Origin of the sequence: Ensifer sp. ENS08 (genome assembly GCF_014852195.1) — a bacterium.
GTDB classification, from domain to species: Bacteria; Pseudomonadota; Alphaproteobacteria; order Rhizobiales; family Rhizobiaceae; genus Ensifer; species Ensifer adhaerens.
This window is the reverse complement of the sequence record NZ_JACVBF010000001.1, coordinates 943,010-961,255: the sequence shown is the minus strand read 5'-3', so window position 1 is coordinate 961,255 and position 18,246 is coordinate 943,010. Positions and strand designations below refer to the sequence as shown.

Below are 18,246 nucleotides of genomic sequence, written 5' to 3'. Positions count from 1 at the left end.
GTCAGTGCCTCGAGATCTGGATGCGGTTCCAAAGGTTGATCATCGCCACCGTCGCGGTGATGACGCTGATCTCCTTTTCGCTGAAATGCTGGCGCAGCTCGGCGCGAAGCGGCGCAAAGTCGGTGCGCGGCTCGAGTTCGGTCAGAGCTTCGGTCCAGGCAAGCGCTGCCTTCTCGCGCGACGTGAAATCATTGACCTGGTCCCAGACGATGATGCGGTCGAGCCGCTCGTTGCTCTCGCCCTCGGTGCGGGATTCCTTGGTGTGCATCTTCACGCAGAAGCCGCAGCGGTTGATCTGCGAGGCGCGCAGCTGCACGAGATTGTGGATCGTGCGGTCGAGCCCGTGCAGGTCCATGGTCTTGTGCACGTCGGCGAGCGCGCCGAGCACATCGGAGATTTCCTGTTCGTAGCGGACGGCCTTGGTATCGGTCATGGTCTCAACTCCATCGTTGTCGTGTTGCTTATGACCAATTGACGATCGACGCCGGACAGCTGTGACGCGGGCACGATGATTTTTCTCGCAGGACGCGAAGAAAAATGCACGAGCTGATTATTTTGAAGAAGTTTCAATAATTTGGAGAGTCGCGATTTCTCGCCGTGCATCAGGTTTTCGGTGGGTAGCTGTGCTCGCCACCGCGAAAATCCGTGACGGTGTAGCAGCCGCCGCCCTCGTCCGCGATCGAGGCAGCGCTGATCACCGCCTTGCCGTGCCCGCCAGGAATGTCGAGGATGTAGGTCGGCTGGCAGAGGCCGGAGACGCGGCCGCGCAGGGCGGCAACCAGCGCCTGGCCTTCCTCGATCGTCAGGCGAAAATGGCTGGTGCCGGGGGCGAGATCCGGGTGGTGCAGGTAGTAGGGCTTGATCCGCGTTTCGACGAAGGCGCGCATCAGGCTGGCAAGCACCTCGGCATCGTCGTTGACGCCCCTCAAGAGCACCGATTGGCTGATCATGACGATGCCGGCATCGATCAGTCGGGCAGAGGCGGCACGTGCCTCGTCCGTCAGCTCGCGCGGGTGGTTGGCATGCAGCGCCACATAGGTCGCCTTGCCGCTGGCTTTGAGTGCAGCGATCAGGTCGGCGTCGATGCGTGCCGGCTCGACCACGGGCACGCGGGTGTGGAAGCGGACGATCTTCACATGCGGGATCGGCTTCAGCCGTTCCATGAGTTCGGCGAGCCGCCGCGGGGACAGTACCAGCGGATCGCCGCCGGTGAGGATCACCTCCCAGATTTCCTTGTGTTCGGCGATGTAGGCGATCGCGGCATCGAGTTCGGCTGGCGTCAGCGTGCCGAGCCCCTGGGGCCCGACCATTTCGCGGCGGAAGCAGAAGCGGCAATAGACCGGGCAGACATGCACGGCCTTCAGGAGCACCCGGTCGGGATAACGGTGGACGATGCCGGTCACGGGACTGTGCGGCTTGTCGCCGATCGGGTCCTCGCGCTCTTCGGGCAGCAGGGTCAACTCGGCGGCATCCGGCACGAACTGCCGGGCAATCGGGTCATTGGGGTCGTTGGGATCGATGAGACCGGCGATGACGGGGCTGATCGCAACGGCATAACGCTCGGCAACGGCGGCAACCGCCGCCTCCTTGGCGCTGTCGATGAGGCCTGTTTCGACCAGTTCGCGTGCGGTCTTGATCGGGCGGTGCGCGTTCACGCTCGTGTCTCCGCCACTGGCGCCCAGAGCACCTGGTCGATGCGTGAGGCTCCGGTTGCGAGCATCACCAGCCGGTCGAAGCCGAGCGCGATGCCGCTTGCCTCGGGCATGAAGGCAAGTGCTGCAAGAAAATCCTCGTCGAGCGGATAGGTCTCGCCATAGACGCGGGCCTTCTCCGCCATCTCCATCTCGAAGCGACGCCGTTGTTCCGGCGCATCCGTCAGCTCGCCGAAGGCATTGGCAAGCTCAACGCCGCAGGCATAGAGCTCGAAGCGTTCGGCAACGCGAGGGTCGCGTGCGGCAGGACGCGCCAGTGCCGCCTCGGCGGTTGGATATTCGTCGAGGATCGTTGCGCGGCCGAAGCCGAGGTGCGGCTCGACCTTTTCGACAAGCACGCGGCTGAAAAGATCGGCCCAGGTGTCGTCATGGGCGACCCGAAGGCCGGCTGCGGCCATCGTGGCAGCCAGATGGTCGCGGTCGGTCTCGCCATTGGCGGCGATCGATGCCAGCAGGTCGATGCCGGCAAAGCGCTCGAAGGCGTCCGCCACGCTGAGGCGCTCCGGAGCGGCGAAGGGATCGCAGTCCTGCCCCTGGAAAATGAACTGCTTGGTGCCGGTGGTTTCCGCCGCAAGCGCCAGGATCTCGGCGCAGTCGCGCATCAACGCCTCGTAGCTTTCGCCGGCGCGGTACCATTCGAGCATGGTGAACTCGGGGTGATGAAGCGGCCCGCGCTCGCGATTGCGGTAGACATGGGCAAAGCAGGCGATGCGCTCTTCGCCGGCGGCCAGCAGCTTCTTGCAGGCAAATTCCGGCGAGGTGTGCAGATAGAGCGGATGGCCGGTTCCGTCGTGGTTGAGCGCCTCGGTCGCGAAGGCATGCAGGTGCGCCTCGTTGCCGGGCGAGACCTGCAGGGTCGCGGTGTCGACCTCGATGAAGTCGCGTGTCTCGAAGAACCGGCGCAATACCGATTGGATCCGGTTGCGGCCGAGAAGAAACGGGCGCCGGTCGGCATGGACATCGGGTGTCCACCAGGGTGAGGCATGCGACATGATCGGTTCAGTCCAGGCTTTCTTCGTGCAGATACCGGCTCAGGCTGGCTATTTGCGCGAAATTAGGGTAGTGGCGGCGCGAAATCCTTCTTTCCGCGTCCTTCAGGGCCCGTGTTTCCGGCCCGCGGTGTCGCGCATACCTCTGTTACAAGGAAGACTAATGGTCAAGGTCATCGCTTCATCTGTCCGTAAGGGCAACGTTCTCGACGTCGACGGCAAGCTCTATGTCGTGCTTACCGCCCAGAACTTCCACCCGGGCAAGGGCACGCCGGTCACCCAGGTCGACATGCGCCGCATTTCCGACGGCGTGAAGGTCTCCGAACGCTACCGCACGACCGAACAGGTCGAGCGCGCCTTCGTCGAAGACCGCGAGCACACCTTCCTTTATGAAGACGCCGAAGGCTTCCACTTCATGAACCCGGAAAGCTATGACCAGCTGGTCATGACCACCGAGGACATCGGCGATCTCAAGGCCTACCTGCAGGAAGGCATGGCCGTCATTCTTTCGATCCACGAAGGCCTGGCGATCGCCATCGACCTGCCGCGCCACGTGACGCTCGAAATCACCGAGACCGAGCCGGTCGTCAAGGGCCAGACGGCTTCGTCGTCCTACAAGCCGGCCATTCTGTCGAACGGCGTCCGCACGCTGGTTCCGCCACATATCCAGGCCGGCACCCGCGTCATCATCGCGACGGAAGACGGCTCCTACGTCGAGCGCGCCAAGGACTGAGGCATCGACCAGGTCAATTTGGACGGGGACGGCAGCGAAGGTTGCCGTCCCCGTTTTCGTTTCGGGCAGGCCGCATGAGCAACCAGAAATTTAAGGGGCGCATTTCGAAAAACGGGTGCTAGGATGCGGCGCCGATACGACGTGTCACGAGAGGGCCTGCATGTTCCCATTGTCGCATATGATGAAGTCGTTCATTCGCAAGGGTCGCCTGACGGTGATCGATGCCGATGGCAAGAGGCACGTTTATTCCGGGACGCCAGGACCGGAAGTGACGATGCGTCTCACCGACAAGAAGCTTTATCGCAGCCTCGTCTTCAATGCCGAACTGGCCGCCGGCGAAGCCTATATGGACGGCACCATGCGCTTCGAGGAGGGCTCCACCCTCCGCGATTTCCTGACGCTATTTTCGGTCAACCGCCTGTCGCTCGGCTCCTACCCGATCCAGAAGTTGCTGCGCGCGGTAAAAATGCGCTTCCGCAAGCGTCAGCAGGCCAACCCCAAGGGCAAGGCCCAGCAGAACGTCGCGCATCACTACGATCTCGGCAACGAGTTCTACAAGCTGTTCCTCGACGAGAACATGCTCTACTCCTGCGCCTACTTCCGCGAGCCCAACGAGACGCTCGAGACGGCGCAGCGCAACAAGCTGAGGTTGCTTGCCTCCAAGCTTTGCCTGGAGCCCGGCATGAAGGTGCTGGATATTGGCTGCGGCTGGGGCGATCTCGCGATGTACTTGGCGCAGCTGGCGGATGTTCAGGTGCTCGGCGTCACGCTTTCCAAGGAGCAGCAGGCGCTTGCCACCGAACGGGCGCGCAAGGCGGGCCTGTCGGACCGGGTGCGCTTCGAGCTCAAGGACTATCGCGATGTGCAGGGGCCGTTCGACCGCATCGTCTCGGTCGGGATGTTCGAACATGTCGGCGTCCATCACTATGACGAGTTCTTCAAGAAGCTGAACGCGCTGATGCCGGACGACGGCCTGGCGGTGCTGCATTCGATCGGCCACATGAGCCCGCCCGGCATGGCGAGCTCGTGGCTTCGCAAGTACATCTTCCCGGGCGCCTATTCGCCGGCACTGTCGGAGGTCTTCGAGGTCGTCGAGCGCAACAGCCTCTGGGTCAGCGATCTCGAATTCCTGCGGGTGCACTACGCGACGACGCTTGCCCATTGGGGCGCGCGCTTCGACGCGAACCGCGACAATGTGATCGCGCTATACGACGAGCGCTTTGCCCGCATGTGGGAGTTCTATCTGATCAGTGCCGAGATGATGTTCCGCACCGGCAGCCAGCTTGTCTTCCACATGCAGCTGTCGCGCTCGCGTGATGCGGCGCCGATCGTTCGCGACTACATCACCGACCGCCAGCGCGATTACATGGCCCGCGAACAGGCGCTCGCTCTCAACCTTTGAACGGGTGTTCTCCGTCACCTTGCCAGCGTAATCGCTTGTAGTCGAAGCCGAACTCCAGCGTCGGCTTGACGATCGCGAAGAACGGCGAGAGGTCGAAATCCCTGGGCGTGTAGAGCGAATGATGGCGGATATGCAGGATCTCCTCGCGTGAATAGGTCGAGGTCGCGGACGCCCGTCCGGGCGCGCGGGTAACCTCGGGCAGGATCGGATAGCGGATCTGCTCGAAGGCGGCCGCAATCAGCGTCGAGCAGATCGCGCGCGTCGGGTCGCCGGAACCGAAGGCAAGCAGGCGCCGCCGCCAGCGCACCGGAACCGGCGGCGTCGGCATGAAATAGCGCAGCATGTCCAAAATGTTCTTCAGGTCGTATTTCATCCCGAGCCTCGAGATCATGAAGCCGACGAGTGCTGTGCGATCATCCGGCGTCAGCGCGATAGGCCGGCAGATGCGGGTGTTGAACGAGGCGTATTTCTTCAACGGCACGGCAACGCAGCCCTCGCCGATGTTTACCTCGATCAGTTGCGGCCGCTCGATGACGGGTAGTGTCGCCTGATCGAGCGTCAGCGGCATCTGGTCACCGGCAAAGAAGGCGGCATGCGACCAGGTCGATTGCGTCAGATACTTGATCGCTGCCGAAACCTTCTGGTTGCCTTCGATCAGGAGAATGTCGCCCGGGCGCAGCGTGCGCGCCAGCGTTTCCTGATCGGATGGCGTGTAGGGCTCGTAGCCCGACGTCTGCGCCTGCAGGCGTGCGGCGAGCCTGGCGCCGAGACGATCGAGCAGCGTGTCCTTGCTTTCGGAAAGTGGATAGATGGTCCTCATCGAGGCGATCGCTCCGGGGAGGGGATGGGGATTCGAAACTGGCGGGCATGGTGGCCGAGCCGCGACACTCTGTCGAGCGATTGTTACATGATTGCATAGCTTTGGGCTTGACGGTGCGATCCCGCGTTTCTATTTTAGAACTATTCTAAAGAAGGTTTTCTCCCAATGTTTTCCCGTCTCTTCTCCCGTTCCAAACGCCCGTTTTTGTCTCTCAGCGAACAGGAAATCCTGGCGCTCGCCATCTCCTCCGAGGAGGACGACGGGCGCATCTATCTCGCCTATGCGGATGCGCTTCGGGCGCAGTATCCCCACTCGGCAAAAGTGTTCGAGGAGATGGCGGAGGAGGAAAGCCACCACAGACAATGGTTGATCGATCTGCACGTCCAACGCTTCGGCAACCGCATCCCGCTGATCCGGCGCGAACATGTGCGCGACTTCCCCGAGCGCAAGCCTGACTGGCTGATTGCCGAAATGCCGATCGAAAAGGCGCGCGAGGAGGCCGAAGCGATGGAGGAAGCAGCGCACCGCTTCTATGTCGAGGCCGCCACCAGAACCCAGGATGCCGCCACCCGCAAACTGCTCGGCGATCTCGCGATCGCCGAAAAGTCGCATGAATCGCTCGCCCGTCGGCTTGGCGAAGAGCACACGCCTGAGGACGTGCGCGCCGAGGAGGACCAGACCGCGCGCCGCCAGTTCATCCTCACTTACGTTCAGCCCGGTCTCGCCGGCCTGATGGACGGCTCGGTCTCGACGCTGGCCCCGATCTTCGCCGCTGCGTTTGCCACCCAGGATACCTGGCAGACCTTCCTTGTCGGTCTCTCGGCCTCCGTCGGCGCTGGCATCTCCATGGGCTTCACCGAAGCCGCCCATGATGACGGCAAGCTTTCCGGTCGCGGCTCACCGATCAAGCGCGGCCTTGCCTCCGGTATCATGACCGCGCTCGGCGGTCTCGGCCATGCGCTGCCCTATCTGATCCCGCATTTCTGGACGGCGACCGCGACTGCAGCGGTAATCGTCTTCGTCGAGCTTTGGGCGATCGCCTTCATCCAGAACCGCTACATGGAAACGCCGTTCCTCAGGGCCGCTTTCCAGGTGGTGCTCGGCGGCGGTCTGGTGCTCGCGGCCGGCATCCTGATCGGCAACGCCTGACGGGCGAGCGGGAGATACGAAAAAGGGCCGGTTCGACCGACCCTTTTTTGAAACTCTTCTGTCGCCTTGAGGTCAGTTGCCGACCGAGCCGACGAGGACTTCCGCGCCGTTCTGGATGGTGACCCAGCGGCCGCTGTGGTTCGACGCCTGGCGCTTCAGGTAGCGGTAGGGCGTGTTGGTCCAGAGCTTGACGCCGTTTTCGAGGTTATCGAGGATGAAGTCGCCCTGCGAGGTACGAACGGTCAGAACCGCATGGCCTTCGCCGTCAGGCTTGCGCACCACGGTGATCAACAGGTCGCTTGCCGAGAAGCCCCTGCTCATCAGGCGCTTGCGCTTTTCGAGCACGAAGTCTTCGCAGTCGCCGGCGCCGTCCGGATAGGACCAGACTTCGTCCCGGCCGTGCAGTTCCAGGTCGGTCATCGGCGTGATCTCGCGGTTGACCGCCGCGTTCACCTGCCGGATCGTTGCCCAGCCTCGTTCGGTCACGCGCGCAGCGACGGTTCCCTTGGAGCGTACGTTGCACTCGCTCTTGTACTTCTGGCAGAATTCGTAGTGGCCGATCGGCTGCGAGGTCGCGGAGCCGGTCTGCATCCAGGGAGGCGATCCCGCCTGTGCGGGGATTGCCGTGTTTGCTGAAATGAAAAGTGCGCAGAACGCCGCGATACTTCCCTTAACCCCAGTCCAAGACGCCATACAAGTCCCCTGCGGCGCGGTATGCCGGACGCTCTTTGTCCGGACGCATTCGCGCAATCCTGAGTTGAAGGCAGCTTGTTTAGGTTCGTCCCCGCCGCTGCTCTAATCGTTAATAAAGAGTTAATAACGTCGGGGCTGCGGAGTCAATCTCCGGAATCGGGGCATCGGACTTTATGGTTAAAACCGGAGCCAGGCGCACGCGAACCGTTGTGCCGCAGGGGATCTGCGGCACGGGACGGGTTTTGTCCTTGGGGTTCGGTCGAAAAGGGAGGGCTATTCCGGCATGGGCTCAGGCGAGCATCGTGCCGATCGCCTGTTTCATTTTAGCAATGTCTTCTTCACGCGAGAGGCGATGGTCGCCATCGCGAATGAGCGTCATGACGACGTCGTCGGCGGGCAGGTGCTCCATCAGCCGCAGGGCGTGGGAGTAGGGGACATCGGGGTCGCGCATGCCCTGCAGGATGTGCACCGGGCAGCCGGTGGAGATCGTGCCGTCGAGCACCCGGTTGGCCCGGCCGTCCTCGATGAGCGCGCGGGTAAAGATGTTCGGCTCGGGGCTGTATTCGGAAGGCTCCTCGAAATAGCCGCGTTCTGAAAGCGAGGCCCGCTCGGCCTCCGTCAGGTTGGGCTCGATCAGTTCGGCGGTAAAGTCGGGTGCCGGCGCGATCAGGACGAGACCGGCGAGCCGGTTTCCGTCGCCCCGGCGCCTGAGCTCCTGGATGACCCGCAAGGCAATCCAGCCGCCCATCGACGAACCGATCAGCACCACGCGCCCCGGTGCCGCCTGATCGATGACGGCGAGGCTTTCTTCCAGCCAGCGCGAGATCGTGCCGTCGGTGAAGGCGCCGCCGGAGGAGCCATGGCCGGAATAATCGAAGCGCACGCAGCTAGCCCCCCGTTCCATGGCATAGCGCTCGACTTCGACCGCCTTGGTGCCGGTCATGTCCGAGCGGTAGCCGCCGAGCCAGACCAGCGTCGGCTGTCCATCCGTCGGCTTGTCGGCGTGCCGCACGCGCATCGCGATCTTGCGCGCGGCCTCCGCTGCGCCGACCTCGATGAAGCTGATTTCCGTCTCGGCTGGCGTATCCTGCATGCAAATTCTCTCCAAAGGCCCGTTTCGCTGGCGATTTTCTTTCTAAAACAGATTCGTCTTGCTATCGACAGGTGGTGATTTTCCTTGCAAGCCGTGCTATTGACTCTCCCGTCGCAATTCACACATTGCCGTCGGTGACAGATTCAGGCGCTTCGTTTGGGATCGCGCCGGCGAACGAATTAAACAACATTTTTCGAAATAGCTCGAGGAGAGTACGACCATTCGCAGACCGTTCAAAGCGGACGCCCCCGTCAAGGAGGGGCCGCGCTCAAACAAGGAAATCCGGGTGCCCCGGGTTCAGCTTATCGACGCCGAAGGCCAGAACATCGGCGCCGTCCCGATCGACCAGGCGCTCCGTATGGCGGAGGAAGCCGGTCTTGATCTGGTGGAAATCGCGCCGAACTCCGAACCGCCGGTGTGCAAGATCCTCGATCTTGGCAAGCTGAAGTTCGCCAACCAGAAGAAGGCGGCCGAAGCGCGCAAGAAGCAGAAGATCGTCGAAATCAAAGAAATCAAGATGCGTCCCAACATCGACACGCACGATTATGACGTGAAGATGCGGGCGATGAACCGGTTCTTCGAGGACGGCGACAAGGTCAAGGTCACGCTGAAGTTCCGCGGTCGCGAAATGGCCCACCAGGAACTCGGCATGAAGCTTCTGCTGCAGGTCAAGGACGACACCCAGGCGATTGCCAAGGTGGAAGCCGAGCCGAAGCTCGAAGGCCGCCAGATGATGATGGTTCTCGCGCCGCGCTAAGCGCGTGCCGCCCATCCGTCGAGATGACGAAAGCCGCCTCCGGGCGGCTTTTTTCGTTTGCGGGATCCTTCGGGCTTTGCTGACAGAATGCTGACAATCGCCCTCAGCGAGCTGTCAGGCGTCCCGTGCCATTCTCTCCGCATCGCATCGGGAGAAGGAGCCGAGATCATGACTTCAGTACTGCGCAAGGCCTTGCTCGTTTCTACGGTCGCCGTCTGCGGCCTCGTTTCGGCGCCGATTGGCGCTTCCCTCGTTGCCACCGGAGCGTCGAATCCCTTCTCGACCACGGCGCTCGCCGACGATGACGATGACGGCGACGATAACGGCGGTCGTGGTGGCGGCAATGACGACCGCGACGACGGTCGTCACAACGATCGAGACGATGACGATGATCGTGGCCCCGGTCATCGCGACGACGATGATGATGACCGCTTCGACGACATCGACGACGACTTCGATGATGCCCGAGATGATCATGAGATTGAACTGCGGGTGACCGACGAAAATCTCCGGGGCCTGCGCAATGGTTCGCTGGTTGCCGTCGACAATCTCGGCCGTGTGCTCGAGGTCGAGGTGGAATACGAACATGGCGTTCGCGTCGTGACGGTCGAGCCGCACGACAGCGATATCCGGCGCAATCCGGGACCGGTCGGCAGCGTCTCCATCCGGCCGGCATTCTGATCAAGTCACAATTTGCCCGGCGCATTCGCCCCACACCATGCGCCGGAGCGATGGTCGGCCGTCACCAGCCCGCCCGGCGGCCCGACCCGGCAAGCGCATGCCCCCTGTGCCCGAAACGGCGCCGGGGGCATGCGCGTCGCTGGCGTTCTCGCCAAGGCTGGCATAGGCTCGCCCCGAACGATGCCCGCGGCGTCGCCGCAGACGAAGCACCTGGCGGATGCTTGCGCAAACGCATTTGGAAGGACCCGACGCTGAGGAGCAGTTGCGACAGGATGAAGCCATGGCGATGACACGACGAGACCTGATCGCGCTCTTCTGCTGCTCGCTCCTGCTTTCGCTCGCGCCGCAGCCCGGCGGCATGGCGGCTCTCGCCAAGGATGACGACGACGATGATGACGGTGGCTCGCATGGCGGCGGCGGGCACGGCAACGACGATGACGACGATGATGACGAAGACGAAGACGATGATGATGATGATGACGACGAAGACCTAGGGCCGGATGGTGCCGGCGGTATCCGTCGAAGCGATCAGGAGCGGGCGCGCGACGGCGTCGAAAAGGGCGACATCCTGCCGCTGAAGGAGGTTCTCCGGCTGGTCGACGAAGACAGATACGGCCAGGTCATTGCGGTCGATCTCAAGCGATCGGGTGGCAGCGAGATTTACCGGCTCCGCACCCGCGACGAGCAGGGCACGATCCGCAACCTGCGCATCAATGCTCGAACCGGCAAGTTCGTGAACATTTTCGGGTTCTAGAGGAACGACATGCGGATTCTTCTGGCGGAGGACGATCCCAACATCGCGGCCCATGTGGCAAGCCGGCTGGAGGCGGAAGGCTACGGCGTCGATACGCTCACCCATGGCCCGGATGTCTGGGAGCAAGGGGAGAGCGGTAACTACGCCCTGGTCATCCTCGATCTCGGCCTGCCGGGCATGGACGGGCTGTCGATCCTGAAGCGTTGGCGGCAGGCGGGGCTGGAGACGCCGGTTCTGGTTCTGACGGCGCGCGGCTCCTGGATGGAGCGCGTCGACGGTTTCGATGCCGGGGCGGACGACTATCTGCCGAAACCCTTTCGGGCCGAGGAGCTTCTGGCGCGGCTGCGCGCCCTTCTGCGGCGCGCCGGTCCGCGTGTTGGGTCGGTGCGTGCTGCCGGACGCTTCACCCTCGACGAGGCGGGGCGCCGGGTGACCTTCGACGGGCTGCCGCTCGACCTCAGCCCGCTCGAATACCGCATGCTTGCACTGTTCGTGGAGCGCAAGGGGCAGGTTGTCACGCCGCTCGAGCTGGCAAGCCACGTTCAGGGCCGCGACGACGATGCCGCCAAGAATGCGGTGGAAGCGATGATTGCCCGTCTGCGCAAAAAGACGGAGAGCGGTGCGATCGAAACGCGGCGCGGATTTGGCTATGTCCTGCCGGACGGTGGCGCATGATCCGCTCGTTGCGGCTGAGGCTGGCAATCGGCGCATCGGTCGCCATCTGCCTGGTTCTGCTGGTGGTCTGGCTCTCCTTGAGCCGGCTTTTTACCGACTACGTTGCCGGGCGCTACCGCGCCGAAATGGCAACGCTCGTCGATACGGTTGCCGCCCAGGTGCGGGTGCGCAACGGTGAATTGGTGCTGCCGCGCGCGCCGGCCGATCCGCGCCTGAGCCTGCCGGCCGGCGGCCGCTACTGGCAGCTCGACCGCGACGGCGGCACTCCTCTGCGTTCGCGCTCCCTGTGGGACACGGTAATCGATGCCGATCGCCCGTCGGCGCCGCACCACCTGGGCTTCCTCGAAGCGGAGGGGCCGGATGGCGCGCCGATCCTTGTCTACCGCCAGGCCCTGACGCTTGGCGAAGGCGCGGATGCCAGGCAGTTCGCGGTTACTGCCGGCTTTGCGCGCAGCGAACTCGATGACGCTCTTTCCGCCTTTCACGGCCGTATCCGGCTGATGCTGCTGGCGACGGCCGTCGTGCTTGCCGGCGCCGCATTCCTGCAGGGTGCCCTCGGCCTTCTGCCACTGGTGCGGCTGCGGGAGCGAGCCGCCCGCGTCCGGTCCGGCGAGGAGAAGGATTTTGGCCTGGCCGGGCCAAGTGAGGTGCAGCCGCTCGTCAGCGAAATCAATCTTCTGCTTGCGGAGCGCGCGACGGCGCTGGCGCAGGCCCGGGCGCGCGCCAGCGACCTCGCCCACGGGCTGAAGACGCCGCTGACGGTGCTGGCGCAACTCGCCGAAGGCCTGCCGAAACACCAGCGCGACATCGCGCTCGAACAGGTCGACCTCGTACGCCAGCGCGCCGACCGCCAGCTTCAGGCGGCCCGCATGGGCGTCGAGCGCATGGCAACGACCTTACTCGCCGATCTCGGCAACAAGCTGGTCAGCGTCCTGCGTCCCGTGACCGCGGAGCGCGACGTCGTCTGGGAGGTCGACATCGATCCGTCGATTTCACTCGACGTCGACCCGGCCGACCTTGCTGAATGTCTCGGCAATCTGCTCGACAATGCCGCCAAATGGGCGCGGGCGCGGATCCGGCTATCGGCCGAGGTGGTCGACGGGCGCGTGCGGATCACGGTCGGTGACGATGGGCCGGGGGTTGCCGAGGGCGACCGCGAGCAGGCGATGCGCCGCGGGGGGCATAGTGCCAATGCAGCGCCGGGCCACGCCTCCGGCAATGGCCTGGGGCTGGCGATCAGCGCCGATATAGCGGAGGCCTATGGCGCGACCATGTCGCTCGGGCAGTCGGCCCTGGGCGGTCTCGAGGTCGCGCTGATCTTCGACGTCGGCGGCGGCAGCCGGCGTCCGCGCGATCCGACCTGAGGCGCAATGCGTCGTCGCAAAAAAAAGGCGGCATGCGCAGGCGGCGAAGGCACTGGATCGCCGCTTGCAGCCCGCTCTTTCGATTCCCCAGTTGCGCTTTTCGGGATGTGCGGTTATAAGCCCCCGTCCGAACGGTCCGGCAGGGCATGCCGTGGCCGTTCTTAACGCTGGAAATGGACCTCGTCTGTCCGTTTCGATTCTTAAGAACAATGGAGTAGCAAAATGCCCAAGATGAAGACGAAATCGTCTGCCAAGAAGCGGTTCAAGATCACCGCGACCGGCAAGGTTCGTGCAGCAGCTGCTGGCAAGCGCCACGGCATGATCAAGCGTTCCAACAAGTTCATCCGCGACGCACGTGGAACCATGGTTCTCGCGGAGCCTGATGGCAAGAAGGTCATCAAGAACTACCTGCCCAACGGTCTCTAAGACTTTCAGGCATATTGGACACGTTAAGGAGATCATGACATGGCACGTGTAAAACGCGGCGTAACCGCTCACGCCAAGCACAAGAAGACGCTCAAGGCAGCCAAGGGCTTCTATGGCCGTCGCAAGAACACTATCCGCGCCGCCAAGGCAGCGGTTGACCGTTCGAAGCAGTTCGCTTACCGCGACCGCAAGGTCAACAAGCGCAACTTCCGCGCTCTCTGGATCCAGCGTATCAACGCTGCCGTCCGCGAATTCGGCCTGACCTACGGCCGCTTCATCGACGGCCTGAACAAGGCTGGCATCGAAGTTGACCGCAAGGTTCTGTCCGACATGGCTATCCATGAGCCGGCAGCATTCGGCGCCCTCGTCGAAGCTTCCAAGAAGGCGCTCGCCTATCTCAAGGAAGCCGGCACGGCAAACGAGTTTGAAAGCGCTGTTCGTTAAGCCAGCGTTTTCCCAAAATCGTTTTTGAAATTAGTTGGGAAACCCGCGCTGGCAGGGCTGGCGCGGGTTTTTCTTGTTTTACGGGACGAAAGTGTACCACGATCGAAGGGGACCATGCGCGGTCCCGGAGCTTGATGACGACGATATGACGTCTCTGCTGGCAGCGCTTGCAGCCGGCCGGGAGCGCGTTGAGCGCTGCGAGCTCAAGGATCGTATGGTCTGGATCAAGCGCTATCGTCGTCAGGGCCCTCGTCTTTGGCTGCGCACGCAAGCCTTTGTCGCGCGGATTTGTGGCCTTCCGGTGCTGTTGCCGTCCCGGCTTCTCGACATCGAGGGCATGATCGAGCGCGAAGTTCGCCAGATCGCGACCTTCTCCGCGGCCGGTTTCATGACGCCCGAGGTCGTCTACCGTGGGCCGAAGGTGCTGGTTCTCTCCCATCTTGGTCTGCCGGTCAGCAAGCATATGGGGCCGCTGCGCAACAGCGACGCCGCCGCGCACGATCAGCTGCTGGTGCGCTGCGCTGCGGAACTCGGGCGCCTGCACCGCGCAGGTCTCTGCCACGGACGTCCGCATCCGCGCGATTTCATCATCGACAACGGCGAATTCGGCTTCCTCGATTTCGAGGAGGTGCCTGCGAGCGTCATGCCGCTGGCGACCGCCCAGGCGCGCGACCTCTGGCTCCTGTTCCTGCAGGTGGCGAGCCGGGCCGTGCAGCCGGAAACCCCGGCCGCGGCCTTTGCCGCCTGGAGGCGCGTAGCGCCGGCGGAAGCCAGCCGGGCGCTCACCGAAATCATGCCGCTCTTCATCCGCTTCCTGCCGCTGGCGCGCTTCGTCCTGCGCTTCCGCAAGGGCAACGATATCATCCGTTTCATCGCTGCGACGGACCATCTGGCGGGTGCAACGCGATCACATTCCTGAAGACAAGAACCGATATAGAACCGAACCCATTCCCGCATCGAGGCAGGACAGAATGAGCGAACTGGAAACACTGGAACGGACACTCCTGGCGGACATCGACGCCGCCGGCGACGAAGGATCGATCGAGGCGGTGCGCGTCAACGCGCTCGGCAAGAAGGGCTCGATCTCCGAGCTCCTGAAGACGCTCGGCACCATGACGCCGGAAGAGCGCCAGACCCGCGGCGCGCAGATCAACGCGCTGAAGAACACGGTCGCCGAAGCGATCGCCGCCCGCAAGTCGGCGCTGAAGGACCAGGCGATCGCCGAGCGCCTGGCGCGCGAGACTGTCGATATCAGCCTGCCGGTCCGCTCCTCGCCGGCCGAGCGCGGCCGCATCCACCCGATCAGCCAGATCGTCGACGAGATCACCGCGATCTTCGGCGACATGGGCTTCTCGATCGCCGAAGGTCCGGACATCGAGACCGATTACTACAACTTCACGGCGCTGAACTTCCCCGAAGGTCATCCGGCCCGCGAGATGCACGATACGTTCTTCTTCAACCCGGATGAGAACGGCGATCGCAAGGTGCTGCGCACGCACACCTCGCCGGTGCAGATCCGCACGATGGAAGCGCAGAAGCCGCCGATCCGCATCATCATCCCCGGCAAGACCTACCGCCAGGATTCGGACGCGACCCACTCGCCGATGTTCCATCAGGTCGAAGGCCTGGTCATCGACAAGGCGGCCAACGTCGCCAATATGCGCTGGGTGCTGGAAGAATTCTGCAAGGCCTTCTTCGAGGTGGACCAGGTGACGATGCGCTTCCGCCCGTCCTTCTTCCCCTTCACCGAGCCGTCCTTCGAGGTCGACATCCAGTGCGACCGCTCCGGCCCGATCGTGAAGTTCGGCGAAGGCACCGACTGGATGGAGATCCTCGGCTGCGGCATGGTGCACCCGAACGTGCTGCGCTCCGGCGGGCTCGATCCGGACGAGTACCAGGGCTTTGCCTGGGGCATGGGCCTCGATCGCATCGCCATGCTGAAATACGGCATGCCGGACCTGCGCGACTTCTTCAACGCCGACGTTCGCTGGATGACCCATTACGGCTTCCGCCCGCTGGACATGCCGACGCTGTTCGGCGGTCTCTCGGCCTGATCGCGCGTAGATATTTAGGACACAGGTGAAATCATGAAATTCACGCTTTCCTGGCTCAAGGACCACCTTGAAACCGACGCTTCGCTGGAAGACATCTGCGCGCGCCTGACGATGATCGGGCTCGAAGTGGAAGACGTCGACGACAAGGCCGCCTTCAAGCCCTTCGTCATCGCCAAGGTCGTTTCGGCCGAGCAGCATCCGAACGCCGACAAGCTGCGGGTACTGATGGTCGACACCGGCGCCGGCGCTCCGATCCAGGTCGTCTGCGGCGCACCGAATGCGCGCGCCGGCTTGGTCGGCGCCTTTGCAGCCCCCGGTACCTATGTTCCCGGCATCGACGTGACGCTCGCCGTCGGCACCATCCGTGGCGTCGAAAGCCGCGGCATGATGTGCTCGGAAAAGGAACTGCAGATCTCCGAGGACCACAACGGCATCATCGACCTTCCGGCCGACGCACCCGTTGGCACGAGCTATGCGACCTATGCCGGCCTCGACGATCCGATGATCGAGATCAACCTGACGCCGAACCGGCCGGATTGCACCAGCGTCTACGGCATTGCCCGTGACCTCGCCGCTTCCGGCCTCGGCACCTTGAAGGCGCGCAAGGCGCCGGCCTTCAAGGTGGAAGGCGACACGCCCACCAAGCTGACGCTCGATCTCGGCGAAGACAGGCATCTCTGCCCGGGCTTCTCGCTGCGCCTGGTGCGCGGCGTCAAGAACGGCCCGTCGCCGAAGTGGATGCAGCAGCGCCTGCTGGCAATTGGCCTCCGCCCAATCAATGCGCTGGTCGACATCACCAACTACATGACCTTCGACCAGGGCCGGCCGATGCACGTCTTCGACGCCGCCAAGGTCGAGGGCAACCTGACGGTCCGCCGCGCCAAGGACGGCGAGACGGTGCTGGCGCTTGACCAGCGCGAATATAAGCTCGGTCCCAACAACGTGGTCATCGCCGACGAAAAGGCGATCGAGTCGATCGGCGGCGTCATGGGCGGCGAACATTCCGGCTGCGACGAGAACACCACCGACGTCCTGATCGAATCGGCTCTCTGGGACCCGATGAACATCGCCAAGACCGGCCGCACGCTCGGCATCATCACCGATGCGCGCTACCGCTTCGAGCGTGGCGTCGACCCGGAATATATGGTGCCCGGTCTCGAGCGCACCACCGAACTGGTGCTCGAGCTTTGCGGTGGCACCGCCGCCAAGGCGGAAGTGGTCGGTTATGCCGGCCATGAGCCGAAGATCGTCGACTTCCCGGTTTCCGAAGTGAAGCGCCTGACGGGCCTTGAGGTTTCCTCCGAGGAAAGCGTCTCGATCCTGAAAAAGCTCGGCTTCGGCGTGGAAGGTTCTGGCGACCGCTTCAAGGTGTCGGTTCCTTCCTGGCGTCCCGATGTCGACGGCAAGGCCGATCTCGTCGAAGAGGTCATGCGCATCCACGGCGTCGACAACATCGTTGCTGCCCCGCTGCCGAGCCATGGTACCGTCAACGGCAAGATCCTGACGACGCTGCAGATCCGCACGCGCCTTGCCAAGCGCGCGCTTGCCAGCCGCGGCATGCTCGAAGCCGTTACCTGGTCGTTCATCTCCGAAGAGCAGGCAAAGCTCTTTGGCGGCGGCGCACCGGCACTGAAGCTTGCGAACCCGATTGCCTCCGACATGTCGGACATGCGCCCGTCGCTGCTGCCGGGCCTTTTGACGGCTGCCCAGCGCAATGCCGACAAGGGTTTCGGCGACGTCGCGATCTTCGAAGTCTCCGGCACCTATGAAGGCGATACGGCGGACGCGCAGCGCCGCGTAGCCGGCGGCATTCGTCGCGGCACGGCTTCCTTGAACGGTGCAGGTCGTCTCTGGTCGAACGCCGCCAAGGGCGGCGGCAAGCCGGTCGACGTGTTCGACGCCAAGGCCGACGCGATTGCCGTGCTCGAAGCCTGCGGCGTGCCGATGGGCAACGTCCAGTTCGAGCCGGGCGGTCCCGCTTGGTATCATCCGGGCCGCTCCGGCACGATCAAGCTCGGCCCGAAGATCGTTCTCGGCACCTTCGGCGAGTTCCATCCGAAGACGCTGGAAGCGCTCGACGTCTCCGGCGCACTCTGCGGCTTCGAGATCTATGTCGATGCCATGCCGGAGCCGAAGAAGAAGGCGACCCGCACCAAGCCGGCGCTCGATCTCTCGCCGTTCCAGGCGGTCAAGCGCGACTTCGCCTTCGTTGTCGACAAGGCCGTGGAAGCCGGCGCAATCCTGCGCGCCGCTTCGGGTGCCGACCGCAAGCTGGTGACCGGCGTCAGCGTCTTCGACGTCTTCGAGGGTTCGTCGCTCGGCGAAGGCAAGAAGTCGATCGCCATCGAGGTGACCATCCAGCCGGTCGAGCGTACGCTCACCGACGAGGATTTCGAGGCGCTCACCGCCAAGATCGTCGCCAATGTGACGAAGACGACCGGCGGCGTACTGCGCGCCTGATCCGATCGACAAAACGGATACCGAAGGGCCGCTGCACCGC

Annotated in this window: 20 protein-coding genes; 13 read left to right on the top strand and 7 right to left on the bottom strand. The window is 63.6% G+C overall.

Annotation, left to right across the window (positions count from 1 at the left end):
- Nucleotide 1 precedes the first annotated feature (1 nt).
- From IB272_RS04570 to epmA, 3 genes are all read right to left on the bottom strand, one after another.
- Complete coding sequence (locus IB272_RS04570; protein ID WP_060580590.1) at nucleotides 2-433, bottom strand: carboxymuconolactone decarboxylase family protein; 432 nt, start codon at nucleotides 431-433, stop codon at nucleotides 2-4.
- 169 nt (nucleotides 434-602) lie between these two features.
- The gene (locus tag IB272_RS04565) at nucleotides 603-1,655 is read right to left on the bottom strand and encodes a lysine-2,3-aminomutase-like protein (RefSeq protein WP_060580591.1); all 1,053 of its coding nucleotides are present in this window, start codon (nucleotides 1,653-1,655) and stop codon (nucleotides 603-605) included.
- Nucleotides 1,652-2,704, bottom strand: coding sequence for an EF-P lysine aminoacylase EpmA (epmA, locus tag IB272_RS04560; protein ID WP_029742427.1), 1,053 nt, complete (start codon nucleotides 2,702-2,704; stop codon nucleotides 1,652-1,654). Before epmA ends, IB272_RS04565 begins: the two co-directional genes overlap by 4 nt.
- A gap of 160 nt (nucleotides 2,705-2,864) precedes the next feature.
- On the opposite strand from epmA, the gene efp reads away from it, so the two are divergent.
- Both efp and IB272_RS04550 read left to right on the top strand, forming a co-directional pair.
- Nucleotides 2,865-3,434 (top strand): elongation factor P, encoded by a 570-nt coding sequence (efp, locus tag IB272_RS04555; protein ID WP_029742428.1) that lies wholly within the window; start codon nucleotides 2,865-2,867, stop codon nucleotides 3,432-3,434.
- Nucleotides 3,435-3,594: 160 nt separating this feature from the next.
- The gene (locus tag IB272_RS04550; protein ID WP_060580592.1) at nucleotides 3,595-4,836 is read left to right on the top strand and encodes a cyclopropane-fatty-acyl-phospholipid synthase family protein; all 1,242 of its coding nucleotides are present in this window, start codon (nucleotides 3,595-3,597) and stop codon (nucleotides 4,834-4,836) included.
- Here IB272_RS04550 and IB272_RS04545 read toward each other — a convergent pair.
- On the bottom strand, nucleotides 4,826-5,656 hold the full coding sequence (locus IB272_RS04545) for a lipo-like protein (RefSeq protein WP_060580593.1): 831 nt from the start codon (nucleotides 5,654-5,656) through the stop codon (nucleotides 4,826-4,828). The genes IB272_RS04550 and IB272_RS04545 overlap by 11 nt on opposite strands.
- 165 nt (nucleotides 5,657-5,821) lie before the next feature.
- Here IB272_RS04545 and mbfA point away from each other — a divergent pair, with 165 nt between their 5' ends.
- Complete coding sequence (gene mbfA, locus IB272_RS04540) at nucleotides 5,822-6,805, top strand: iron exporter MbfA (RefSeq protein WP_029742431.1); 984 nt, start codon at nucleotides 5,822-5,824, stop codon at nucleotides 6,803-6,805.
- 72 nt (nucleotides 6,806-6,877) lie between these two features.
- Here mbfA and IB272_RS04535 read toward each other — a convergent pair whose 3' ends face one another.
- Nucleotides 6,878-7,498, bottom strand: coding sequence for a transglutaminase-like cysteine peptidase (locus tag IB272_RS04535; RefSeq protein WP_029742432.1), 621 nt, complete (start codon nucleotides 7,496-7,498; stop codon nucleotides 6,878-6,880).
- A gap of 289 nt (nucleotides 7,499-7,787) precedes the next feature.
- Nucleotides 7,788-8,591, bottom strand: a complete 804-nt coding sequence (locus IB272_RS04530) for an alpha/beta hydrolase (protein WP_060580594.1) — start codon at nucleotides 8,589-8,591, stop codon at nucleotides 7,788-7,790.
- Between the two features lie 220 nt (nucleotides 8,592-8,811).
- Here IB272_RS04530 and infC point away from each other — a divergent pair, with 220 nt between their 5' ends.
- Nucleotides 8,812-9,348, top strand: coding sequence for a translation initiation factor IF-3 (gene infC, locus IB272_RS04525; RefSeq protein ID WP_034804663.1), 537 nt, complete (start codon nucleotides 8,812-8,814; stop codon nucleotides 9,346-9,348).
- A gap of 174 nt (nucleotides 9,349-9,522) precedes the next feature.
- On the opposite strand, the gene IB272_RS04520 is transcribed toward infC, so the two are convergent.
- Nucleotides 9,523-9,825, bottom strand: coding sequence for a hypothetical protein (locus IB272_RS04520; RefSeq protein WP_060519580.1), 303 nt, complete (start codon nucleotides 9,823-9,825; stop codon nucleotides 9,523-9,525).
- Between the two features lie 15 nt (nucleotides 9,826-9,840).
- On the opposite strand from IB272_RS04520, the gene IB272_RS04515 reads away from it, so the two are divergent.
- From IB272_RS04515 to pheT, 9 genes are all read left to right on the top strand, one after another.
- On the top strand, nucleotides 9,841-10,029 hold the full coding sequence (locus IB272_RS04515) for a hypothetical protein (RefSeq protein WP_029742436.1): 189 nt from the start codon (nucleotides 9,841-9,843) through the stop codon (nucleotides 10,027-10,029).
- Between the two features lie 280 nt (nucleotides 10,030-10,309).
- Nucleotides 10,310-10,783, top strand: coding sequence for a hypothetical protein (locus IB272_RS04510; RefSeq protein WP_060580595.1), 474 nt, complete (start codon nucleotides 10,310-10,312; stop codon nucleotides 10,781-10,783).
- Nucleotides 10,784-10,792: 9 nt separating this feature from the next.
- A complete protein-coding gene (locus IB272_RS04505; protein WP_029742438.1) occupies nucleotides 10,793-11,458 on the top strand; it encodes a response regulator transcription factor in 666 nt (221 codons plus the stop codon).
- Nucleotides 11,455-12,822 carry a sensor histidine kinase gene (locus IB272_RS04500; protein ID WP_060580596.1) on the top strand — a complete coding sequence of 456 codons (1,368 nt, stop codon included), beginning with the start codon at nucleotides 11,455-11,457 and terminating at the stop codon, nucleotides 12,820-12,822. Before IB272_RS04505 ends, IB272_RS04500 begins: the two co-directional genes overlap by 4 nt.
- Nucleotides 12,823-13,044: 222 nt before the next feature.
- Nucleotides 13,045-13,248 (top strand): 50S ribosomal protein L35, encoded by a 204-nt coding sequence (gene rpmI / locus IB272_RS04495; RefSeq protein WP_025425550.1) that lies wholly within the window; start codon nucleotides 13,045-13,047, stop codon nucleotides 13,246-13,248.
- Nucleotides 13,249-13,287: 39 nt separating this feature from the next.
- The gene (rplT, locus tag IB272_RS04490; protein ID WP_029742440.1) at nucleotides 13,288-13,692 is read left to right on the top strand and encodes a 50S ribosomal protein L20; all 405 of its coding nucleotides are present in this window, start codon (nucleotides 13,288-13,290) and stop codon (nucleotides 13,690-13,692) included.
- 145 nt (nucleotides 13,693-13,837) lie between these two features.
- The gene (locus tag IB272_RS04485; protein WP_192444221.1) at nucleotides 13,838-14,611 is read left to right on the top strand and encodes a serine/threonine protein phosphatase; all 774 of its coding nucleotides are present in this window, start codon (nucleotides 13,838-13,840) and stop codon (nucleotides 14,609-14,611) included.
- Nucleotides 14,612-14,663: 52 nt separating this feature from the next.
- Nucleotides 14,664-15,746 (top strand): phenylalanine--tRNA ligase subunit alpha, encoded by a 1,083-nt coding sequence (pheS, locus tag IB272_RS04480; protein ID WP_029742442.1) that lies wholly within the window; start codon nucleotides 14,664-14,666, stop codon nucleotides 15,744-15,746.
- A gap of 33 nt (nucleotides 15,747-15,779) precedes the next feature.
- Nucleotides 15,780-18,206 carry a phenylalanine--tRNA ligase subunit beta gene (gene pheT / locus IB272_RS04475; protein ID WP_060580598.1) on the top strand — a complete coding sequence of 809 codons (2,427 nt, stop codon included), beginning with the start codon at nucleotides 15,780-15,782 and terminating at the stop codon, nucleotides 18,204-18,206.
- Nucleotides 18,207-18,246: the final 40 nt, after the last annotated feature.